Source organism: Paraburkholderia bengalensis (assembly GCF_037126505.1).
In the GTDB taxonomy this organism is placed as follows: domain Bacteria; phylum Pseudomonadota; class Gammaproteobacteria; order Burkholderiales; family Burkholderiaceae; genus Paraburkholderia; species Paraburkholderia bengalensis.
In genome coordinates this window covers 1-20,900 of the sequence record NZ_JACFYJ010000114.1, presented here as the reverse complement: position 1 = coordinate 20,900, position 20,900 = coordinate 1, and the positions used below count along the sequence as shown (strand labels likewise).

Below are 20,900 nucleotides of genomic sequence, written 5' to 3'. Positions count from 1 at the left end.
GCACCTACTTTTCTTTGCAGCGGCAAAGAAAAGCAGGCAAAAGAAAGCCGCTCACACCGCCAATCCTTGACACTTGCCCACGGGCTCTCAACGTCCCCGCGTGTCATCCACCAACGTTCTGGGTTCTGTTCGTTGCCAGCATGCTTGTGGGCGCCTCACCCACTTTGCGCGCGCGTACAGCGGCTAGCGGCATCTTAGGTTCAACGCCCCTTTGCGGCAAACGATGTGTAGGGTATCTCGCTGTATAGGGCAGCGCTCGGACTGAAACACATAGCGAACCAATGGTGTCCTGTGCGGTGCGACGGCCGACACAGAGTTTGCCGCTTGGCGGCTTCGAACATGCGACGTGGCCGTTCCTGGTACGGATGTGCGAAGTGGTTGAGGCGCTGGTTAACGCGTTGGCAGCTCGCGTGAGCGAGTGTGCTGCCGTGCAAAGCGTGGGGATGTTGGGGGCCCGTGGGTAAGTACAAGTTCTGGCGGTGTGAGCGGCTTTCTTTTGCCTGCTTTTCTTTGCCGCTGCAAAGAAAAGTAGGTGCCGCCCCGCACAGGGGCAACGCCCGCGCCGCGAAGGCGCAACGCGGATGCCAGCGAAAAAATGGCCTGCGCAGCAAACACCGCCACGCGGATGCCCGAGCAAAGGGCAAGCACACACCGGCAACGCCCGCGCCGCGAAGGCGAACAGCGAACAGCGAACGCCCACGCAAAGGGCAAACCCTACCGCCGGGAACCGGCAACCACCTCCTATCGGGCGAATTGCCAGCGTTTCCCCTTCTTTATTGCCCGATGGCGATTGGACCTCTCCCGCAATAATTCATCTCATCGGGAAACGGTATGTCGCCGGTCCGCGCAGCTCATCGGAGAATCAGCTTGAACATTCGTAAATTTGTCGGTGCAACGAGTCGTGACGCGCTGCGTCTCGTCCGTGAAGCATTGGGCTCCGATGCAGTGGTGCTGTCGAACCGGACGAATGAAGATGGCTCGGTCGAAATCGTCGCCGTCGCCGACCGCGATCTGAGCGCCATCGCGCCGCGCAAGCCGGAAGGCGCCGCTGCCGCGAACCCCGCCCCGAACGTCAACATCGCGTCCGGCAGCGCGCGCCCATTGCTGCCAACCGCCGCGCCGACGATGCCCGTCAATCCCTACGCGAGCGGCATGCCCGACGTGTTCTCGTCGGTGTTCGGCGCGAGCCCCGAAGCGGGCACCGAGCGCATGCCCGCCGCAAGCGAAGAAAGAGACGAGCCGCAAGCAGCCGCACCTGTCGACAACGCCCCGGCCAAGGACGACGTGCGCGTCGAACTGCGCGCGGAAGCACGCAACGAGCAGGCCGCCGCGCCTGCCGCAGCCGCGAAGCCCGCTGCGTCCGCGATGTCCGAAGCATCCGCCCGCCCGCGCACGATGGCCGAAACGAACCCGTGGCTGATCGACCATGCGCGCCGCATCGCTGCTAAGGACGTGGTGCCCGCCGCCAACCCGACGATGACGCCCGCCGCCGCGATGGCGCGCGGTCTGGGCACCCCCGTCGATGCAACGGCCGAAACGGACAAGCCCGAGTGGGCGCGCGAAGCCGCTCAACTGGCCGCGCGCCGCGCCGTGCAGAAGAACGGCGCGCCGTCGGCAGCGGAAGGCGCGGGCAACGGCCACGCATCCGCCGACGCGCGCAAGAACGGCGCCGCCGACATGACGCCGAAGGCCGCCGCCGCGCTGACGGAATCGATCAAATCGCGCATCGAACAGATGGTCAACGAGACCGTGATGAGCGAGCTCGTCTCCATGCGCGGAATGATGGAAGAGCAGTTTGCGGGTCTGCTGTGGGCGGACCGCCAGCGCCGCAGCCCGGCACACGCCGCGCTGAACAAGCACCTGTTCGCCGCCGGCTTCTCGGCGCAGCTCGTGAAGATGGTGGTCGACAACCTGCCCGAAGTCGACAGCCTCGACGAAGGCATGGAGTGGGTGAAGACGGTGCTCGAATCGAACGTGCCCGTGATGGAAAACGAAGACGCGCTGATGGAGCGCGGCGGCGTGTTCGCGCTGATGGGCCCGACGGGCGTCGGCAAGACCACGACCACGGCCAAGCTCGCCGCGCGCTGCGTGATGCGCTTCGGCGCGAGCAAGGTCGCGCTCCTCACCACCGACAGCTACCGGATCGGCGGCCATGAGCAGTTGCGCATCTTCGGCAAGATTCTCGGTGTGTCCGTGCATGCCGTGAAGGACAGCACCGACCTGCAACTCGCGCTCTCGGAACTGCGCAACAAGCACATCGTGCTGATCGACACGATCGGCATGAGCCAGCGCGACCGGCTCGTCTCCGACCAGATTTCGATGCTGTGCCGCGCCGGCCAGCCCGTGCAGCGCCTGCTGCTGCTGAACGCGACGAGCCATGGCGACACACTGAACGAAGTCGTCCAGGCGTACCAGAACGCACCGGACCAGCAGCCGCTCGCCGGCTGCATCCTGACCAAGATCGACGAAGCGACCAATCTCGGCGCCGTGCTCGACACCGTGATCCGCTACAAGCTGCCCGTGCACTACGTGTCGACGGGTCAGAAGGTGCCCGAGAACCTGTACGTCGCGACGAGGAAATTCCTGATCAAGAGCGCGTTCTGCATTCCGCGCGACAACTCGCCGTTCGTGCCGCAGGACGAAGACGTGCCGGCGCTGCTGTCGGCGCTGTCGGCCCGCTCGACTGCCGATCTGCACGAGGTTCGCTTTGGATAAGTTCGTGCTGGATCAGGCGGAAGGATTGAGGCGTCTGCTCGCGCGCTCCGGCTCGCGGGTGGTCGCGGTGGCGGGCGGCACGCATGGCGTGGGCGTCACGACGACGGTGGTGAATCTTGCCGCGGCGCTCGCGGAGCAGGGCAAGGACGTGCTGGTGATCGACGAAAGTCCCGGTGAGCGCTCGGTGAGCGCGACGCTCGGCGGCCTGCGCGGCGTGGGCAACCTGGCCGCGGTGATGCGCGGCGAGATGACGCTCGACCAGGCCGTCGGCCGGCATGCATCGGGCTTCGCGGTGCTGGCGGCGTCGCGCGGCCATCGCGAGAGCTGCACGCGCGAGCAGATGAGCGCGCTGTTGAGCGGTCCCGCCGATGTCGTGCTGATCGATGCGCAGGTGGATCGCGAAGGCTCGCTGTCCGCGCTTGCGGTGCAGTCGCACGACGTGCTGATGGTGACGCGCGTCGCGGCGCAGGCGATCACCGACGCGTATGCGTGCATGAAGCGGCTTCACTTCGCGCATGCGATTGCGCAGTTTCGCGTGCTCGTCAATCACGTGCAGAGCGTGGCCGATGCGCACACCGCGTTCGAAAACCTGGCGGGCGTGGCGGGGCGTTACCTCGCCGTGTCGCTGGAAGATGCCGGCTGTGTCGCGGCCGATCCTTTGATGGCGCGAGCCCTGGAGTTGTCGCGTTGTGTCGTCGATGCGTTCCCGTCGGCACCTGCTGCGCGCGACTTCCGGCATATCGCAGCCGAACTGCAGTACTGGCCGATGCGGCCAGCGATTTCGTCACGGACGCACAGCGTGCCGCCGACGACCGTCACAGCGGCGCAATACGCCGAACAACCGTCTGCGCAGCACGCCTGAGGGCAAGGACAAGGGGAGCACGATGTACAACGCTCAAGGAAAAATTTCGCAAGCCGATGTGCTGACGAAATACGCACCGCTGGTGCGCCGTCTCGGTTTGCAGCTGGTCGCCAAGATGCCGGCGAGCGTCGATCTCGACGATCTGATCCAGGCGGGCATGATCGGTCTGCTGGACGCGGCGAGCCGTTACAAGGAAGACCAGGGCGCGCAGTTCGAAACCTACGCGAGCCAACGGATTCGCGGCGCGATGCTCGACGAGCTGCGCAGCAACGACTGGCTGCCGCGCAGCCTGCGCCGCACGTCGCGCGAGGTCGAGACGGCCGTGCATCAGGTCGAGCAATCGCTGGGGCGTTCGGCGAGCGAGACGGAAATCGCCGAGCATCTGAAGATGCCGCTCGACGAGTATCAGTCGATGCTGCAGGACCTGCACGGCAGCCAACTGATCTATTACGAAGACTTCGATCGCTCGGCGGACGATGAGCCGTTCCTCGACCGCTATTGCGTCGATCATTCGGACCCGCTGTCGGCGCTGCTGGACGAATCGCTGCGCGGGGCGCTCGTCGAGGCGATCGACCGGTTGCCGGAACGCGAGAAGCTGCTGATGTCGCTGTACTATGAGCGCGGCTTGAATCTGCGCGAGATCGGCGCGGTGATGGAAGTGAGCGAGTCGCGGGTTTGTCAGCTGCATTCGCAGGCAGTGGCGCGGCTGCGGACGCGGTTGCGCGAGCAGGCGTGGGCTTCGGCGGAGACTTGAGGGACGTCGTTGCTGCTGGGGGTAGTGCTTGGGAAGCCGATCTTTTTAGATCGGCTTTTTGCTTTCTTGCCCTTCAGGCAATGGTCGAGATGTGGTTTTCGGTGCCGAGTCGCGCGGTGCGGCTTGCATAGAGATCGCGAATGGTGAGCTGGTACCTGACGCGCCACATGCATCGGTGATTGCGCCTCCGGCATGCTCATGAAACTTCTGCATGCAGGGCAAAGTATCTGGGGGCGTTTCGGCAAATCACATGCTGCCAAACAATAGGATTCGCCGAGCCAAAAAGGAAAACCCTGTCCGAGACGCAAATGAATCAGCCAGAAAAACGAAAGCCGACACCCAAAGGCACCGGCCAGCAACAACGACAACAATGAAAAACAGGAGAGAGGAAGGAGCAACGCCCTTAGAGAAGAATCATCCCCCCGCAAACGCCGGAACCCTTCCATCCGGCCCATACAACGCCCCGCGCTCCGGCCCAACGGCCACATTCAACGCAGCAAGCGCGCGGCGGTTGTACTCCATGCGCGTACGAATCAGCGCGCCGTTGGTGATGTTGAACCGCTTGGCCCGCTCGACGGCCTTTTGCAGCAGCGACCACTGCGTCGCGAGCCGCGAGTCGTTGGCGACCGCCAGCTCCATGCCCTTCCACCCACCCGGGTAGCCCAGGCCGGCAAGCTGCGAATCGCGTACTTTCTCGAGCGCGGAGAGCTTCTCCACCAGCTCCATCTTCTTTTCGACGATGGGCGGCAGCGTGTCGATGGGATGCACCGTGGTGAGCGCTTTTTCCTCGGCGGCGAGGACGGATGCGAACAGCTCCACGGCGGAGTATTCGTCGATAACAGTGGCAAGCAGGGTGTCTTTCATCACAAACAACTCGCTAGGCACCGGCTCGCGCCGCGCGCAAACCGGATTTGTCACAAATACGGCCCGGCATCCCACGCACCGTTATCGGTGCGTCGGTCAGTTGCCGGCCGACTGGCTATTCTTTTGCAGCAACTCGCGCGCTGTCGCCAGCACGCCGTCAGCGATCTTGCCGGAGTCGATGGTCAACGTGCCGTCCTTGATCGCCTGCTTGATCGATTCGACATGCGCCGTATCGATGTCCGATGCGCCCGCGCTGGCGAGGCTATGCAACTGCGACGACAGTCCCGACAGATTCACGTTGGCGTCGCCCGCGGAGCCCGCGGCCGTCGACGCGCCCGCACCGCCCGTCGCGGCGGCTTCGCCTTGCTGCGTGCGCTGCAGCCCGTCCTTCAACGACTGCAAGCCCGAATGGGTAGTGGAATCAACTTTCACGATTGGCTTCCTGAACGAATTGAGTGTAATAACGGCAATCACCCATCGAACTTTAGCGCCACAGATCCGACACTCGTTTCAAGTTGTAACCACAGGAAAAGCTCGTCAGAGCTGGATTTCGACGGTCGCGCCGTCTTTCACGATGCCCTGGATGATCTGCCCATTCGCGGTCTTTACCCGCACCGGCTGGCCCGGCGACGCGTTGTTCATCGCGCTGCCTTCCGACGAAATCGCAAAACCCTGCCCCTGCGCGACCACTTTGACCTGCTGCCCGATGGTCACCGAATCGGCGCTCTTCAGCATGTCCCGGCGCAGCGGCAAGCCCGCCGACACGCGCATCAACGCGACGGCGCCGACGGCCTGCGCCGGGTCGGTGATCACGGCTTGCGGCAGCAGCGTCAGGTCGCCGTCCCGGGCGACGAGATCGCCGGCTGTCAGCAACTCGCCCGGTGCGATCTGCCGCCCGGCCAGAAAGTAAGTGGCGTGAATCGAAACCTTGGCCTGCAGGTAGAGCGTCCACGGACGCTCGCCGACGCAGCGCACGCCCACAGTCGTTCGACCCCAGACCCGCCCGCCCGCCGGCAGGAACGGCTCGAGCGTCGTGCAAGCGGCGAGACCGCGCGGAAACACGGTCGCAACGCTGATGTCGATCTTGCCCGGCAGCCCCACGGTCTGCTGCTCCAGATACGCGAGCGCGACGCGGCGGATCGATTCGCCGTCCTGTTGCCCGGCGGGTACGGGCGCGGCGGGTTGCGCGGCGATCTGGGCCTGCACCGAAGCCGGCGACAACACCGGCGGCGAAGCCGTCACGCCGTTGCGCACGGCTGCGCCGCGCACCGGCGCCGCGGCTGAATACGCAGCGGCGTTGCCCGACGGAGCGTTGAGCATGGGCGGATTGGCGGCGATGGGCGCGACGCCCGCCGCCTGTCGCGCGACGGCCTGAGCCGGCGCCACCGTCACAGGCATGACTTCGCGTGCGGCGGGTTGCAGGCTCACGCGCATCATGCCGGGCACATTCTTAGGCAGATTCGCAGGCAGATTCGCAGGCAGGTTCGCAGGCAGATTCGCAGCCACATTCCCCCGCGCGCCCGGCGCAGCCTGCGCGGCAACCGTTTCGCCCGCGCCGGGAATCACGATCGCGCCGTCGGCTTGCGCCGCTTGCGCGAAGCGGTCAGCCTCGGCGCGCGCGCGCGCATTAGCGGCGAGCGTCGCGGGTGCAATGACCGGCGCGGCGGCCGTAGCTGGAACTGCGGCGCGCGGCGCGGGCGACGGCGCGCTGACGCGCTCGGCCATCGCCTGGAGGTCGGCGGGATTCTTCTCGCCGGGGCCCGCGATCACGATCGGTCCGTTGTTCTCCTGCGCATGCGCCAGCGATGCAGCGGCGCACGCGCCGACCAGCGCCATCGCCGACAGCGCACGGACGCCGCGCGCAGCCATAGGGCGAGCCATACGGCGAGCCTTACGGCGCGCCGGACGGCCGATATCGCGCAAGGCAGGCTCGGCGGGCAAGGGCATGGTCGTTCTCCATCTGATGCATCGGTACGAATCGCATTCTAGAGATGGCGCCTCGCGTACAAACGCTGAATAGAGGCGTCCTTCCCCGGCTATTCGTCCGATTAAGACTTGCGCACCGCCCGCACAATGCACCACATGCAAAAAGGCCATCCCGGCCTGCGCAGCCCAAACGTCTCTTATCGAACAAGGCGGGCGGCGGCGCGCAAGGGAGCCTCGGACCGTTCCACGGAGAACCCAATGCTGGACAAACTCGATGCCGAATTCGCCTTTGGCCGCCAGGCGCTCGATGTGCGCGCCTATCGGCAGGAACTGCTGTCGTCGAACATCGCGAACTCCGACACGCCTGGCTACAAGGCGCGCGACATCGACTTCTCGTCTTCGCTCGCGGGCGCGCTGAAGAAAAGCGCCGGCGCGAGGAGCGGCGCGTCGAACAACGCGCCGCTTGCGATGACGCAGCCGGCGGGCGTGTCGCAGGGCATGTCGATGGTGTCGACGGAGCCCGGTCACATGACGGGCAAGGCGCGCCTGATTCCGACGGGCGGTCCGACCGACGACTTCGGCAAGGTCGCTTACCGGATTCCGGCGCAGCCTTCGCTCGACGGCAACACCGTCGATCTGGACGCCGAGCGCGTGCAGTTCGCCGACAACTCGCTGCACTACGAGTCGGGCATGACGGTGCTGTCGAGCCAGATCAAGGCCATGCTGGCCGCGATCACATCGAACGGATAACGAAATGCACCGCCGCTCGATACGCGCGGCGGCACGCTGGATCAACGCCAGAAACCACACGCTACGGGATTAGACGCCGGTGCGCCGGCAAGAGAGGTCGAAAAGCCATGCCATCCCTGATGAACATCTTCAACGTCGCCGGCTCGGCGATGTCCGCGCAGTCGCAACGCCTGAACGTGACCGCGTCGAACCTCGCGAACGCCGACAGCACGACGGGCCCCGACGGCAAGCCGTACAAGGCGAAGCAGGTCGTGTTCGCCGTCAACCCGATCGGCGGCGCGCGCACGGGCTCCGGCCAGCAGGTTGGCGGCGTGCAGGTGACGGGCGTCATCGACGACCCGACGCCGATGAAGACCGCCTACGAACCCGGCAATCCGGCCGCCGACGCAAACGGTTACGTCACGATGCCCAACGTCGACCCGGTGCAGGAAATGGTCAACATGATTTCGGCTTCGCGTTCCTACCAGGCCAACGTCGAAACGCTCAACACCGCGAAACAGCTGATGCTGAAGACGCTCACGATCGGAACCTGAGGAGAGACTCCTTGACTACCAGCACCACTATCGGCAACAACGGCGCGACCGTTTCGCAGACGTTGCTCGACACGATGAACGGCACGGGCAGTGCGTCGTCGTCGAGTTCGTCGTCGGGCGCGACGTCGGGCAGCGACCTGCAGAACACCTTCCTGCAGCTGCTCATCGCGCAGATGAAGAACCAGGACCCGACCAACCCGATGGACAGCTCGCAGATGACCTCGCAGCTGGCCCAGATCAATACGGTGACGGGCATCCAGCAACTGAACACGTCGCTGACGTCGCTCGCCTCGCAACTGACGACCAACCAGCAGACCCAGGCCGCGAACCTGATCAGCGCGACGGTGCTCGCCCCCGGCGACAGCTTCGCGGTGGCGTCGGGCAAGGCGACGGGCTTCGGCGTCACGCTCGCGAACGACGCGACGGACGTGCAGATCACGGTGAAGAACTCGGCGGGCCAGATCGTCAACACAATCGACCTCGGCAAGCAGCCGGCGGGCACGATTCCCATCGGCTGGACGCCCGTCGACAAGAGCGGCAACACGCTGCCCGATGGCACCTACACGATCACGGCGAGCAGCACGACGGCAAGCGGCACGGGCTCACCGACCACGCTGTCGGCAGCCACTGTCCAGGGCGTGCTCAAGCAGCCCGACGGCACGCCGGGCCTCGTCCTTTCGAACGGCAAGACGGTCGGCCTTTCGACGATCGCCGCCATCATCTAAACGCACTCAGCATCACCCGATACGGAGACCGTCATGGGTTACCAACAAGGTTTGAGCGGACTGGCAGGCGCATCGAGCGACCTCGACGTCATCGGCAACAACATCGCGAACGCGAACACCGTCGGCTTCAAGATGGGCACGGCGCAGTTCGCCGACATGTACGCGAACTCGGTCGCCACGGCCGTCAACAACCAGATCGGCATCGGCACGCGCATGTCGGAAGTCGAGCAGAACTTCTCGCAAGGCACGATCACGAGCGACGACATCGCGCTGCACGTGGCCATCAACGGCAACGGCTTCTTCCAGATGTCGAACAACGGCTCGCTGACGTACTCGCGCAACGGCGTGTTCCAGCTCGACAAGAACGGCTTCATTGTCAATGCCGACGGCCTGAAGCTGATGGGCTACGCGGCCAACGCGAACGGCGTCATCAACACGGCGGGCACGGTGCCGCTGCAGGTGCCGACGGCCAACATTCCGCCCGTCGCCACGAAGAACATCACGGCGGGTCTGAACCTGAACGCGCAGGACAAACTCGCGCTGGGTACGCCGACGGTGACGGGCACCACGGCGACGCTGACGAACAACGGCGTGTCGATCACCGATCCGACGCAAGGCTCGAACGCGGACGTCTTCACGATCACCTTCGACACGGCCACGCCGCCCAACTACACGGTGACGGACACCGCGACGGGTGCGACCAGCACGGGCGTCTACACGGCCAATACACCGATCAAGCTCGGCACCGGCCAGACCATCACGCTGGCAGGCACGGCGACATCGGCGAACACGATCACGGTCACGCCGAATCACCTCGTATTCGACCCGAACAACAGCGCGACCTATACGTACTCGACCTCGGTGCCTGTCTATGACTCGCTGGGCGGCCAGCAGCAGGTCGACATGTACTTCGTGAAGACGGCAGCGGGCACGTGGGACGTGTACGCAGGCAAGGACGGCAACGTCTCGACCACGAAGGTCGGCACGGCGAACTTCGATACTTCGGGCAACCTGGTCGGCACGACCACGGGCACGCCGCCCGTCCCGACGGCATCGCTGTTCACGTTCAACTTCTCGATTCCGAATTCGGACGGCTCGGCAACGCCGCAACCCCTGTCCCTGAATATCGCCGGCACGACGCAGTTCGGCAGCAAGGACGGCGTCAATGCGATGCAGCAGGACGGTTACCCGGCAGGGCAGCTGACGAGCTTCACGGTCGGCGCCGACGGCGTCATCACGGGCAACTACTCGAACTACCAGAACATGCCGCTCGGCCAGGTCGCGCTCGCAACGTTCGCGAACCAGAACGGCCTGATCAACCTCGGCAACAACGAGTATCAGGCGACGGCGGCTTCCGGTGTCGCGGTGATCGCCGCGCCCGGTTCGACGAACCACGGCGTGCTGCAAGGCGGCGCGACGGAAAACTCGAACGTCGACCTGACGAGCGAGCTGGTGAACCTGATCACGGCGCAGCGCAATTACCAGGCGAACGCGCAGACGATCAAGACCCAGCAGGCCGTCGACCAGACGCTCATCAACCTGTAACGCTGACGCACCGACACCATCATGGACCGGCTCATCTACACCGCGATGTCGGGCGCGACGCAGGCGCTCGAACAGCAGGCCGTGGTCGCGAACAACCTCGCGAACACCTCGACCACGGGCTTTCGCGCCCAGCTCGCGACGTTCCGCGCCGTGCCGATGGCGTTCGGCGACGGCAGCACGATTCAGGACGACACCACGCGCACTTTCGTGTTGTCGTCGACGCCGGGCGCGGACTACACGCCCGGCCCGATCCAGCAGACGGGCAACCCGCTCGACGTCGCCATTCAGGGCCCGGGCTGGCTGTCCGTGCTGACGCCCGACGGCACGGAGGCGTACACGCGCGCGGGCAACCTGCACGTCGATGAAAACGGCCAGCTGGTGAACGCCAGCAACATGCCCGTGGTGGGCGGCGGCGGTCCGCTGTCGGTGCCGCCCAACTCGCAGGTGACGATCGGCGCCGACGGCACCGTCTCCGCGCTGATCCCGGGCGATCCGCCGACGTCGATCGCGATCGTCGATCAGCTGAAGCTGGTGAACCCCGATCCCGCATCGCTGAAGCGCGGCGACGACGGTTTATTCCACACGGCCGACGGCAATCCCGCCGACCCCGATCCGAACGTCAAGGTCGCGGCAGGCTCGCTCGAAGGCAGCAACGTGAACCCGGTCGCGGCGATGGTCTCGATGATTACCAACGCGCGCCAGTTCCAGATGCAGACCAAGATGATCGAGTCCGCCGACCAGAACGAACAGTCGGCCAACAAACTGCTCGACTTCAGCTGAACCGAGCCAGATTGACAGGAGCGCGCGCGTTACGCACGCGTTGCGTCACCAAGGAGAGAAGAACCGTGAACCGCTCACTCTACATCGCCGCCACGGGCATGAATGCGCAACAGGCGCAGATGGACACCATTTCGAACAACCTCGCCAACGTCAGCACGAACGGCTTCAAGGGTTCGCGCGCGGTGTTCGAGGACCTGCTGTATCAGACGATCCGCCAGCCCGGCGCGAACTCGACGCAGCAGACGGAACTGCCGTCGGGCATCCAGCTCGGCACGGGCGTGCAGCAGGTCGCCACCGAGCGCCTGTACACCCAGGGCAACCTGCAGCAGACAGGCAACTCGAAGGACGTCGCGATCAACGGCCAGGGCTTCTTCCAGGTGCTGATGCCGGACGGCACGAACGCGTACACCCGCGACGGCTCGTTCCAGACCAACGCACAGGGCCAGCTCGTCACGTCGAGCGGCTACCAGGTGCTGCCGGCGATCACGATTCCGCAGAACGCGACCTCGCTGACCATCGGCAGCGACGGCGCCGTGTCGATCACGACGGCGGGTTCGAGCACGAGCCAGCAGATCGGCGCGTTGCAGCTCGCGACCTTCATCAACCCGGCCGGTCTCGATGCGAAGGGCGAAAACCTGTTCGCGGAAACCTCGTCGTCGGGCGCGCCAAACGTCACGACGCCGGGCCAGAACGGTGCGGGCGCGCTGAATCAGGGCTATGTCGAGGCGTCGAACGTGAACGTCGTGCAGGAACTGGTGAACATGATCCAGACCCAGCGCGCGTACGAAATCAACAGCAAGGCCGTGACGACCTCCGACCAGATGCTGCAGACGCTCAGCCAGATGCCCGTTTAAGCAGGCTGGCCGGAAACACTTAGGCGGTAATCACGATGTCGCACTTCACCCGTACCCCGATCTCTCTGCGCAGCGCGCGGGCCGTTTCGATGCTCGCCTGCGCCGGCGTGCTCGCAGCCGCGCTCGGCGGCTGCGCGCTCGTGCCGAAAGAGCCGATCACCCAGCAACCGATGACGGCCGTGCCGCCGTCGCCGCCGTCGCTGCAAACGCCCGGCTCGATCTACAACCCGGGGTACGCGGGCCGGCCGCTGTTCGAAGATCAGCGGCCGCGCAATGTCGGCGACATCCTGACCATCGTTATCGCCGAAAACATCAATGCGACGAAGTCGTCGGGCGCGAACGCCAATCGCGACGGCACGACCAAATTCGGCGTGCCGACGGCGGGCTTCCTCGGCGGCTTTTTCGGCAAGCTGAACCTCGATGCGAGCGGCGACAACACGTTCAAGGCGGCAGGCGGCGCGAGTGCGGCGAACACCTTCAACGGCACGATCACCGTGACGGTGATCGGCGTGCAGCCGAACGGCAACCTGCTCGTGAGCGGCGAAAAGCAGATGCTGATCAATCAGGGCAACGAATTCGTGCGTTTCTCAGGCGTCGTCAATCCGAACACGATCAACAGCCTGAACGCCGTCTACTCGACCCAGGTCGCGGACGCGAAAATCGAATACTCGGCCAAGGGCTATATCGACGAAGCGCAGAACATGGGCTGGCTGCAACGCTTCTTCCTCAACGTGGCGCCGTGGTGATCATGCGACCTGTTTCCATTCGCCGCTCCGGCTTCGTCCACGGCTTCGTTGCGCGCGCGTTCGCGGTATTCGCGCTGGCGTGCGCCGCGCTTCCCGTCACGGCGCCCGTCGCCCATGCTGAGCGCCTGAAAGACCTCGTGCAGATTCAGGGCGTGCGCGACAACCCGCTGATCGGTTATGGCCTTGTCGTCGGTCTGGACGGCACGGGCGACCAGACGATGCAGACGCCGTTCACGACGCAGACGCTCGCGAACATGCTCGCGAACCTCGGCATTTCGATCAACAACCAGCAGGCGGGCTCGAACACGTCCAGCTCGAACGCGCTGTCCAGCATGCAGCTGAAGAACGTCGCGGCCGTGATGGTGACGGCGTCGCTGCCCGCGTTCGCGCGGCCCGGCGAAGCGATCGACGTGACGGTGTCGTCGCTCGGCAACGCGAAAAGCCTGCGCGGCGGCACGCTGCTGCTTACGCCGCTCAAGGGCGCGGACGGCCAGGTGTATGCGCTCGCGCAGGGCAACATGGCCGTCGGCGGCGCGGGGGCGAGCGCGAACGGCAGCAGGGTGCAGGTGAACCAGCTGGCAGCCGGGCGCATCGCGGGCGGCGCGATCGTCGAACGCTCGGTGCCGACGACGATTTCGCAGGCGGGCACGATGCAGCTCGACCTGAACGACATGGACTACGACACGACGCAGCGCATCACGGCCGCGATCAACAACGCGTTCGGCTTCGGCACGGCCGTCGCGCTCGACGGCCGCACGATCCAGCTGCGCGCGCCGTCGGACCCTGCGCAGCAGGTGCAGTTCATGGCGCAGTTGCAGAACCTCGATGTGAAGCCCGCGCAGGCCGCCGCGAAGGTGATCCTGAACGCCCGCACGGGTTCGATCGTGATGAACCAGATGGTCACGCTGCAGAGTTGCGCCGTCGCGCACGGCAATCTGTCCGTGATCGTCAACACGCAGCCGGTGGTGAGCCAGCCGGGCGCATTCTCGAACGGACAGACCGTGGTCGCGCAGCAGTCGCAGATCGCGCTGAAGCAGGACAACGGTGCGCTGAAGCTGGTGACGGCGGGCGCGAACCTGGCGGAAGTCGTGAAGGCGCTGAACGCGCTCGGCGCGACGCCCGCCGATCTGATGTCGATTCTCCAGGCCATGAAGGCAGCGGGTGCGCTGCGAGCCGATCTCGAGATCATCTAAGGAACAACCAGAATGAACTCCGACACGACGCGCAACGCCGCAAACGACCTCACGCAACGCTTCGCGCTCGACACGCAAGGCTTCGACGCAATACGCGCCCAGGCGGCGGCGAATCCGCGCGAGGCGATGAAGTCGGCGGCCAAGCAGTTCGACGCCGTCTTCACGCAGATGATGCTCAAGAGCATGCGCGACGCGACGCCGTCCGACGGTCCGTTCGACTCGCACGACACGGCCACTTTCACGTCGATGATGGATCAGCAGTTGTCGCAGCAGATGTCGTCGAAGGGCATCGGCGTGGCCGACGCGATGCTCAAGCAGTTGATGCGCAACTCGGGCATGTCCGCCGACGATTCGAACGCGGGCAACAACGCCGCGATGAACGCGCTCGCGAAAGCCTATGCGAATCCGGCGAACAACGGCGCGCTGAAAATGGGCCGCGGCTACACGGCGAACAGCGCGCTGACGCCGCCCGTGCGCGGCGACGGCTCGTCGGACAAGGTGGACGCGTTCGTCGACAAGCTCGCGGCGCCCGCGCAGGCAGCCAGCGCGGCGACGGGCATTCCGGCGCGCTTCATCATCGGCCAGGCCGCGCTCGAATCGGGCTGGGGCAAGCGCGAGATCAAGAAGTCGGACGGCAGCACGAGCCACAACATCTTCGGCATCAAGGCGGGGGACGACTGGACGGGCAAGACGGTCGCCACCGTCACGACGGAATACATAAACGGCCGTCCGCAGCGCGTGGTCGAGAAGTTCCGCGCATACGATTCTTATGAGGAAGCGATGACCGACTACGCGAGCTTCCTGAAATCGAATCCGCGTTATGCGCAGGTGATCAATTCGTCGCGCGATGTGAATGGCTTCGCGCAGGGCATGCAGCGCGCGGGCTACGCCACCGACCCGCACTATGCGAAGAAACTCATTTCGATCATGCAGAAGATGGTGTGATGCGCGCGTAGCGTTGTCGCGCGTCATACGGTGAAGCGCGGCTGCCTTCCCGCGTTTCTGTTGTACCGTTTGTTTCCCCCTTTCCCCCTCTCCCTCCTTTCCTGCCTTGCCTTGCGCCGGGATTCTCTTCCAGTCGTGGCACGTTCGCTTGGGCCGCGTGCCGCATACCGGGTCCATCCGCTTTTCGCGTGTGGAATTCGCGTATCCTGTCTTCGTTGCGGTGTCAAACGTTTGCGGAAAATATTTCGTAAAACCGGTCTAAACTTTGGGCTGACGCTGCCGCTAAACAGTCAGACCTGATACCGGAAAGCAGCACAGAATCCCGGTCCCACGCGCGTTTTGCGATCCTTGCAGGCTGGGCTCGAGCCCGGCCCGCCGTGCTCGCGAGACGTGCCCGCAAGAACGATGAGAAATTGGCAAGGCCATGAATACCACCCAGTCGAATGGCGATGATCACGAGACGGAAGGCGTCGACTTCGGCCGACGCAACCCGCTCGAGATCGGCGTGCAACTGCGCAACCTGCTCAATCGCGGCGATTTTATGACCGTGCAGTACAAGGGCGGTCAGCTGGTGACGAAGATTCTCGAAGTGGACGTGCGCGAACGCACCTTCACGTTCGACTGGGGCGCGCTGGCCGAACAGAACCGCGGGCTGCTGACTTCGCCGGAAGGCCATTTCCACGCGACGCCCGATGGCGTGCGCGTTCACTTCGTCACGCAAACGCCGCGCGAAACGACGTTCGAAGGGCGTCCGTCGTTCGAAGCCGATTTCCCCGAGGTGCTGTACTACGTGCAGCGCCGCGAGTATTTTCGCGTCGATGCGCCGTTGCTGGACCCGTACACGTGCCGGGGCCGGCTGCCTGACGGAGAGGGCTTTCGCTTCGAGGTGCAGGATCTGTCGCTTGGCGGGATCGCGATGCGCACGAGCGACGAGCGCGTGAGCACGCTCGAACATGGCGTGCAGTTGCTCGATACCGAAGTGTTGCTCGGCTCGCTGGGCACGCTGCATCTCGATCTCGAACTGATGTCGAACCGCGCCGTCGAGCTGCCGAACGGCACGAAGCGTTACACGCTCGGGTTCAGGTTCCTGTCGTTGCCGGGGAATGCCGAGAATACGCTGCAGCGGCTGATTACCCAGCTGGAGATGAAGAGGCGGTCTCTGGCGAGGGCGTAAGTTTTTTTGCGCCTTCGCGGCGCGGGCGTGGCCGGTGTGTGCCTGCCCTTTGCGTGGGCATCCGCGTGGCGCCTTCGCGACGCGAGCGTTGCCCCTGTGCGGGGCGGCACCTACTTTTCTTTGCAGCGGCAAAGAAAAGCAGGCAAAAGAAAGCCGCTCACACCGCCAGCCCGTGTTGCTCCCACGGGCTCCCAACGTCCCCACACTTCGCGCGGCAACGTACCTGCTTGAGTGAGTTGCCATCGCAGTTGCACACGCCTCACCCACCACATACTCCCGCGTCGCGACCTGCATCCGAGAATCGCACGCGCCCTGTGCGGCAAACTCTGTGTAGGCCGTCGCGTCGAACAGGAAACCCTGTCCCGATCGGTTTGCCAATTTCGAGCGCTGCCCTATAGGGCGAGCCAACCTACACACAGTTTGCCGCAAAGGGGCATCGAAACTTCGATACGGCTTGCCGTGCTACGGATGCACGCAGCGATTCAGGCGCAAGCGAGCACGTTGGCAAGCCGAACCAGCGAGCAAGCTGGTGCGCGAAGTGTGGGGACGTCGAGGGCCCGTGGGTAGCAACACGGGCTGGCGGCGTGAGCGGCTTTCTTTTGCCTGCTTTTCTTTGCCGCTGCAAAGAAAAGTAGGTGCCGCCCCGCACAGGGGCAACGCCCGCGCCGCGAAGGCGCTATCGCGGAGGCCAGCGCAAAGGGCAAACACACACCGGCAACGCCCGCGCCGCGAAGGCGCCACGCGGATGTCCGCGAAAAGAAGCCCTGCGCAGCAGAAGAACAAAATTCCATTCGCGCCCTCAATGTTGGCGCGCCGACGCCGATATACAAAGTGTCCGGTCAACCTGGCGGAGCCCAAACCCGCCCCTTACGCCGTCTTTCAGGATGACGCATGTCCAGCAACCTCTTTAGCATCGGCCTCAGTGGACTCAACGCAGCCCAATGGGGGCTGACGACGACGGGCCAGAACATCAGCAACCAGGCAACGCCCGGCTACAGCGTCGAGCGTCCCGTCTACGCGGAATCGAGCGGCCAGTACACGGGCTCCGGCTACATCGGCAGCGGCGTGTCGACGACGACCATCCAGCGCCAGTACAGCCAGTACCTGACGACGGAACTGAACAACGCGCAGTCGCAGTCCGGCTCGCTCAACAGCTACTACAACCTGATCGCGCAGCTCAACAACATGGTCGGCAGCCCGACCACGGGTATCTCGAGCGCGATCACGAGCTATTTCACGAGCCTGCAGAACGTCGCGAACGATGCGTCGAATCCGGCAATGCGCCAAAGCGCGATCAGCAGCGCGCAATCGTTGGCGGACCAGCTCAACGCGGCGGGCGACCAGTACGACCAGCTGCGCGCGAGCGTCAACACGCAGCTCGGCGACGCGGTCAAGCAGATCAACACCTACACCGCGCAGATCGCGCAACTGAACGCGCAGATCCAGTCGCTGAGCGCGCAAGGCCAGCCGCCCAACCAGCTGCTCGACCAGCGCGACCTCGCCGTGTCGAACCTGTCGCAACTGGTCGGCGTGCAGGTCGTGCAAAGCGATACGGGCTATAGCGTGTTCATGGGCAACGGCCAGCCGCTCGTCGTCGCCGACAAGAGCTTCAACCTGACGACTGTCACGTCGCCGTCGGACCCGACGGAGACGGCTGTTGCCTACGCCGGGCTCGCCGGTGCAGCCGGAACGACGACGCCGCAAATCCTGCCCGACAGCTCGCCGCTGGGAGGGCAGATCGGTGGGCTGATGACGTTCCGCAACCAGTCGCTCGACCCCGCCGAGGCGCAACTCGGTGCGATCGCCACGAGCTTCGCCGCGCAGGTCAACGCGCAGAACTCGCTTGGCATCGACCTGAAAGGCAACGCGGGCGGCGCGCTTTTCACGGTCGGCAATCCGATCGTCTACGCAAACACGAAGAACACGGGGGGCGCGACGCTCGGCGTCACGCTGACGAACGCAGCGCAGCCGCCGGCGAGCGACTACACGCTGTCGTACGACGGCACGAACTACACGCTCACCGATCGCGAAACGGGCCGGGTCGTCGGCCAGTCGACCTCGCTGACCTCGCCGATCGGCGGCATGCAGTTCACGCTGTCGGGCGCGATGAATCCCGGCGATTCGTTCACCGTCGACCCGACGCGTGGCGCGCTGAACGGCTTTGGCCTGACGACGACCGACGGCTCGGCGATTGCGGCTTCGTCGCCCGTGCTGGTGTCGAAGGGCACGGCGAACACGGGCAACGCGACGGTGACGCAATACTCGGTGTCGGCGGGCTACACGATGCCGTCCACCACGACGACCCTCACGTACAACGCGGGAACGGGCTCGCTCTCCGGCTTCCCGATCGGCTCGACCGTCACCATCGCCGGCACGCCGCCAACCAGCTACAACATCACGGCTGGCACGCCGAACGTGCCGTACAACCCGGCCATGGGCGCGTCGATGACGATCACGGGCGGCACGATCAACAACGTGTCGCTGCAGATCACGGGCGCGCCCGCGAACGGCGACACCTTCACGATCGCGCCGAACCCGGCAGGCGGCAAGGACGGCCACAACGCGCAGGCGATTTCGAATCTGGTGACGGCGAAGTCGATGGGCAACGGCACGCTGACGCTGACCGACTCGTACGCGAACTACGTGAACGACATCGGCAACCAGACGAACCAGGTGCAGGCGTCGAGCAAGGCCCAGACGGCGCTCGTGACGCAGATCACCACCGCGCAGCAAGCGATCTCCGGCGTCAACATCAACGAGGAAGCGGCGAACCTGCTGCAGTATCAGCAGCTGTATCAGGCGAACAGCAAGGTCATCCAGACGGCCCAGACGATGTTCCAGACGATCCTCGGCATTTTCAATTGAGGCGTTGAACGACTATGCGCATCTCTACTTCGCAATATTTCGGCATGAACGTCCAGACGATGGACGATCAGCAATCGACGCTCGCGCAGCTGTATCAGCAGCTGTCGAGCGGCGTCAGTCTCGCGACGCCGTCGGACAATCCCGTCGGCGCGGCGCAGGCAGTGCAGCTCAGCATGCAGGGCGCGACGCTGTCGCAGTACGCCAGCAACCAGAACACCGCGCTTGCGGCGCTGCAGGCGGAAGACGGCTCGCTGTCGAGCATCAGCAGCGTGTTGACGTCGATCAGCACGCAGCTCGTGCGCGCGGGCGACGGCTCGTTGAACAACGGCGACCGCGGCGCGATCGCCACGCAGCTGCAAGGCCTGCGCAACCAGCTGATGGGTCTCGCGAACGGCACGGACGGCTCGGGCAATTATCTGTACGCCGGCTATCAGGCATCGACGGCGCCGTTCGCCGTCAACGCGAGCGGCGCCGTGCAATACCTCGGTGACAACGGCGTGCAGAACGTCCAGGTGACGGGTACGCGCAACATCGCGATCAGCGATACGGGCCGTCAGGTGTTCCTGAGCATTTCTCCGGCGGGCAGCGCGGCTGTCACGGCGGGCAACGCGGCGAACACGGGCACGGGCACGATCGGCAACGTGGCCGTCAGCAATCCCGCCGACCCCACGAACCAGCACAAGTACACGATCAACTTCACGTCGTCGACGACGTACACGATCACCGATGTGACCAGCGCGACGACGACCGGGCCGCAACCCTTCACGACGGGCCAGGCGATCACGCTCGGCGGCGGCGGTGAGAGCGTGACGATCAAGGGCGCGCCCAACGCGGGCGATTCGTTCTCGGTCACGCCCGCGGCGCAGTCGAACACGGATGTCTTCGCGAATCTCGACAGCGTGATTGCCGCGCTGCAGGCGCCCGTCGCGGGTACGGCCGGTCAGGCGAACCTGACGAACGCGCTCGGCACGGCGATGACGCAGTTGCAGAACACGCTGAACAATGTGACGACGATCCAGACGTCGGTGGGCGGGCGCGAGCAGGAAATCGAGGCGCTGCAGGCGGTCACGCAGACCAACTCGCTGCAGACGACGAGCAATCTCGCGGATCTGACGCAGACGGATCTGACGTCGGTGATCAGCAAGTACACGATGACGCAGTTTTCCCTGCAGGCTGCGCAGCAGGGGTTCTCCATGATCCAGAAGCTCTCGTTGTTTAATTACATCGGGAATTGAGTTCTTTCTCTGGCCTTACGGCCGGTGAGTTCTCTCTACGCGCCTGAGTCTTTTTTGATGTCGGGCGCTGTTTGGGTTTTTTGCCCTTGGGCGGGCGGCCGGTTTGTTTTTGCTTTTTGGTTTTTGGTTTTTGGTTTTGCTTTTTGGTTTTGCTTTTTGGTTTTGCTTTTTGGTTTTGCTTTTTGGTTTTGCTTTTTGGTTTTGCTTTTTGCTTTTTGCTTTTTGCTTTTGCTTTTGCTTTTGCTTTGCTGTCGCTGGCATCCGCGTAGCGCCTTCGCGGCGCGGGCGTTGCCGGTGTGTGCCTGCCCTTTGCGCGGGCATCCGCGTGGCGCCTTCGCGGCGCGGGCGTTGCCCCTGTGCGGGGCGGCACCTACTTTTCTTTGCAGCGGCAAAGAAAAGCAGGCAAAAGAAAGCCGCTCACACCGCCAGCCCGT

Annotated in this window: 19 protein-coding genes; 15 read left to right on the top strand and 4 right to left on the bottom strand. The window is 64.6% G+C overall.

What is annotated here, in order from left to right; all coding sequences use genetic code 11:
- Positions 1-867 precede the first annotated feature (867 nt).
- The 3 genes from flhF to H3V53_RS37260 are packed head-to-tail and all read left to right on the top strand — an operon-like array spanning position 868 to position 4,331.
- Entirely contained in the window at positions 868-2,715 is a 1,848-nt protein-coding gene (gene flhF / locus H3V53_RS37270; protein WP_336602104.1) for a flagellar biosynthesis GTPase FlhF, read from the top strand.
- On the top strand, positions 2,708-3,577 hold the full coding sequence (locus H3V53_RS37265) for a MinD/ParA family ATP-binding protein (protein ID WP_336602103.1): 870 nt from the start codon (positions 2,708-2,710) through the stop codon (positions 3,575-3,577). Before flhF ends, H3V53_RS37265 begins: the two co-directional genes overlap by 8 nt.
- Before the next feature lie 22 nt (positions 3,578-3,599).
- Entirely contained in the window at positions 3,600-4,331 is a 732-nt protein-coding gene (locus tag H3V53_RS37260) for an RNA polymerase sigma factor FliA (protein WP_054918307.1), read from the top strand.
- Positions 4,332-4,745: 414 nt separating this feature from the next.
- Here the strand turns inward: H3V53_RS37260 and H3V53_RS37255 are convergent, their stop codons facing one another.
- The 3 genes from H3V53_RS37255 to flgA form a co-directional block, all read right to left on the bottom strand.
- On the bottom strand, positions 4,746-5,195 hold the full coding sequence (locus H3V53_RS37255) for a flagella synthesis protein FlgN (RefSeq protein WP_336602102.1): 450 nt from the start codon (positions 5,193-5,195) through the stop codon (positions 4,746-4,748).
- A 96-nt stretch (positions 5,196-5,291) separates the two neighbouring features.
- Complete coding sequence (flgM, locus tag H3V53_RS37250; protein WP_336602101.1) at positions 5,292-5,627, bottom strand: flagellar biosynthesis anti-sigma factor FlgM; 336 nt, start codon at positions 5,625-5,627, stop codon at positions 5,292-5,294.
- Between the two features lie 105 nt (positions 5,628-5,732).
- The gene (flgA, locus tag H3V53_RS37245; RefSeq protein WP_419539692.1) at positions 5,733-7,142 is read right to left on the bottom strand and encodes a flagellar basal body P-ring formation chaperone FlgA; all 1,410 of its coding nucleotides are present in this window, start codon (positions 7,140-7,142) and stop codon (positions 5,733-5,735) included.
- 237 nt (positions 7,143-7,379) lie between these two features.
- On the opposite strand from flgA, the gene H3V53_RS37240 reads away from it, so the two are divergent.
- The 12 genes from H3V53_RS37240 to flgL all read left to right on the top strand — a co-directional run bounded on the left by H3V53_RS37240 (position 7,380) and on the right by flgL (position 20,466).
- Positions 7,380-7,871 (top strand): flagellar basal body rod protein FlgB, encoded by a 492-nt coding sequence (locus H3V53_RS37240; RefSeq protein ID WP_336602100.1) that lies wholly within the window; start codon positions 7,380-7,382, stop codon positions 7,869-7,871.
- Positions 7,872-7,978: 107 nt separating this feature from the next.
- Positions 7,979-8,404: a flagellar basal body rod protein FlgC gene (gene flgC, locus H3V53_RS37235; RefSeq protein WP_054918310.1), complete on the top strand. Its 426-nt coding sequence runs from the start codon at positions 7,979-7,981 to the stop codon at positions 8,402-8,404.
- A gap of 11 nt (positions 8,405-8,415) precedes the next feature.
- Positions 8,416-9,129 (top strand): flagellar hook assembly protein FlgD, encoded by a 714-nt coding sequence (locus tag H3V53_RS37230; protein WP_336602099.1) that lies wholly within the window; start codon positions 8,416-8,418, stop codon positions 9,127-9,129.
- Between the two features lie 33 nt (positions 9,130-9,162).
- Positions 9,163-10,674, top strand: coding sequence for a flagellar hook protein FlgE (locus tag H3V53_RS37225; RefSeq protein ID WP_336602098.1), 1,512 nt, complete (start codon positions 9,163-9,165; stop codon positions 10,672-10,674).
- A 21-nt stretch (positions 10,675-10,695) separates the two neighbouring features.
- Complete coding sequence (gene flgF, locus H3V53_RS37220; RefSeq protein ID WP_336602097.1) at positions 10,696-11,454, top strand: flagellar basal-body rod protein FlgF; 759 nt, start codon at positions 10,696-10,698, stop codon at positions 11,452-11,454.
- A gap of 65 nt (positions 11,455-11,519) precedes the next feature.
- A complete protein-coding gene (flgG, locus tag H3V53_RS37215) occupies positions 11,520-12,308 on the top strand; it encodes a flagellar basal-body rod protein FlgG (protein ID WP_336602096.1) in 789 nt (262 codons plus the stop codon).
- A gap of 35 nt (positions 12,309-12,343) precedes the next feature.
- Positions 12,344-13,054: a flagellar basal body L-ring protein FlgH gene (gene flgH, locus H3V53_RS37210; protein ID WP_336602095.1), complete on the top strand. Its 711-nt coding sequence runs from the start codon at positions 12,344-12,346 to the stop codon at positions 13,052-13,054.
- A gap of 2 nt (positions 13,055-13,056) precedes the next feature.
- Positions 13,057-14,247, top strand: coding sequence for a flagellar basal body P-ring protein FlgI (locus H3V53_RS37205; RefSeq protein WP_336602094.1), 1,191 nt, complete (start codon positions 13,057-13,059; stop codon positions 14,245-14,247).
- A 12-nt stretch (positions 14,248-14,259) separates the two neighbouring features.
- Complete coding sequence (flgJ, locus tag H3V53_RS37200) at positions 14,260-15,192, top strand: flagellar assembly peptidoglycan hydrolase FlgJ (RefSeq protein WP_336602093.1); 933 nt, start codon at positions 14,260-14,262, stop codon at positions 15,190-15,192.
- Between the two features lie 424 nt (positions 15,193-15,616).
- Positions 15,617-16,366: a flagellar brake protein gene (locus H3V53_RS37195; protein WP_336602092.1), complete on the top strand. Its 750-nt coding sequence runs from the start codon at positions 15,617-15,619 to the stop codon at positions 16,364-16,366.
- A gap of 891 nt (positions 16,367-17,257) precedes the next feature.
- Positions 17,258-19,231 (top strand): flagellar hook-associated protein FlgK, encoded by a 1,974-nt coding sequence (flgK, locus tag H3V53_RS37190; RefSeq protein WP_336602091.1) that lies wholly within the window; start codon positions 17,258-17,260, stop codon positions 19,229-19,231.
- 14 nt (positions 19,232-19,245) lie between these two features.
- Positions 19,246-20,466 carry a flagellar hook-associated protein FlgL gene (gene flgL / locus H3V53_RS37185; protein ID WP_336602090.1) on the top strand — a complete coding sequence of 407 codons (1,221 nt, stop codon included), beginning with the start codon at positions 19,246-19,248 and terminating at the stop codon, positions 20,464-20,466.
- Between the two features lie 35 nt (positions 20,467-20,501).
- Here the strand turns inward: flgL and H3V53_RS37180 are convergent.
- Positions 20,502-20,900: hypothetical protein (locus H3V53_RS37180; RefSeq protein ID WP_336602089.1), on the bottom strand; the 399-nt coding region annotated here is incomplete at its 5' end.

Bases quoted from the DNA above. Each gene is read 5' to 3' on its own strand.
- H3V53_RS37260 (WP_054918307.1), top strand. From the start codon at position 3,600: ATGTACAACGCTCAAGGAAAAATTTCGCAAGCCGATGTGCTGACGAAA.
- H3V53_RS37255 (WP_336602102.1), bottom strand. From the start codon at position 5,195: ATGAAAGACACCCTGCTTGCCACTGTTATCGACGAATACTCCGCCGTG.
- flgA (WP_419539692.1), bottom strand. From the start codon at position 7,142: ATGCCCTTGCCCGCCGAGCCTGCCTTGCGCGATATCGGCCGTCCGGCG.
- H3V53_RS37240 (WP_336602100.1), top strand. From the start codon at position 7,380: ATGCTGGACAAACTCGATGCCGAATTCGCCTTTGGCCGCCAGGCGCTC.
- flgC (WP_054918310.1), top strand. From the start codon at position 7,979: ATGCCATCCCTGATGAACATCTTCAACGTCGCCGGCTCGGCGATGTCC.
- H3V53_RS37225 (WP_336602098.1), top strand. From the start codon at position 9,163: ATGGGTTACCAACAAGGTTTGAGCGGACTGGCAGGCGCATCGAGCGAC.
- flgF (WP_336602097.1), top strand. From the start codon at position 10,696: ATGGACCGGCTCATCTACACCGCGATGTCGGGCGCGACGCAGGCGCTC.
- flgH (WP_336602095.1), top strand. From the start codon at position 12,344: ATGTCGCACTTCACCCGTACCCCGATCTCTCTGCGCAGCGCGCGGGCC.
- H3V53_RS37205 (WP_336602094.1), top strand. From the start codon at position 13,057: ATGCGACCTGTTTCCATTCGCCGCTCCGGCTTCGTCCACGGCTTCGTT.
- flgJ (WP_336602093.1), top strand. From the start codon at position 14,260: ATGAACTCCGACACGACGCGCAACGCCGCAAACGACCTCACGCAACGC.
- H3V53_RS37195 (WP_336602092.1), top strand. From the start codon at position 15,617: ATGAATACCACCCAGTCGAATGGCGATGATCACGAGACGGAAGGCGTC.
- flgK (WP_336602091.1), top strand. From the start codon at position 17,258: ATGTCCAGCAACCTCTTTAGCATCGGCCTCAGTGGACTCAACGCAGCC.
- flgL (WP_336602090.1), top strand. From the start codon at position 19,246: ATGCGCATCTCTACTTCGCAATATTTCGGCATGAACGTCCAGACGATG.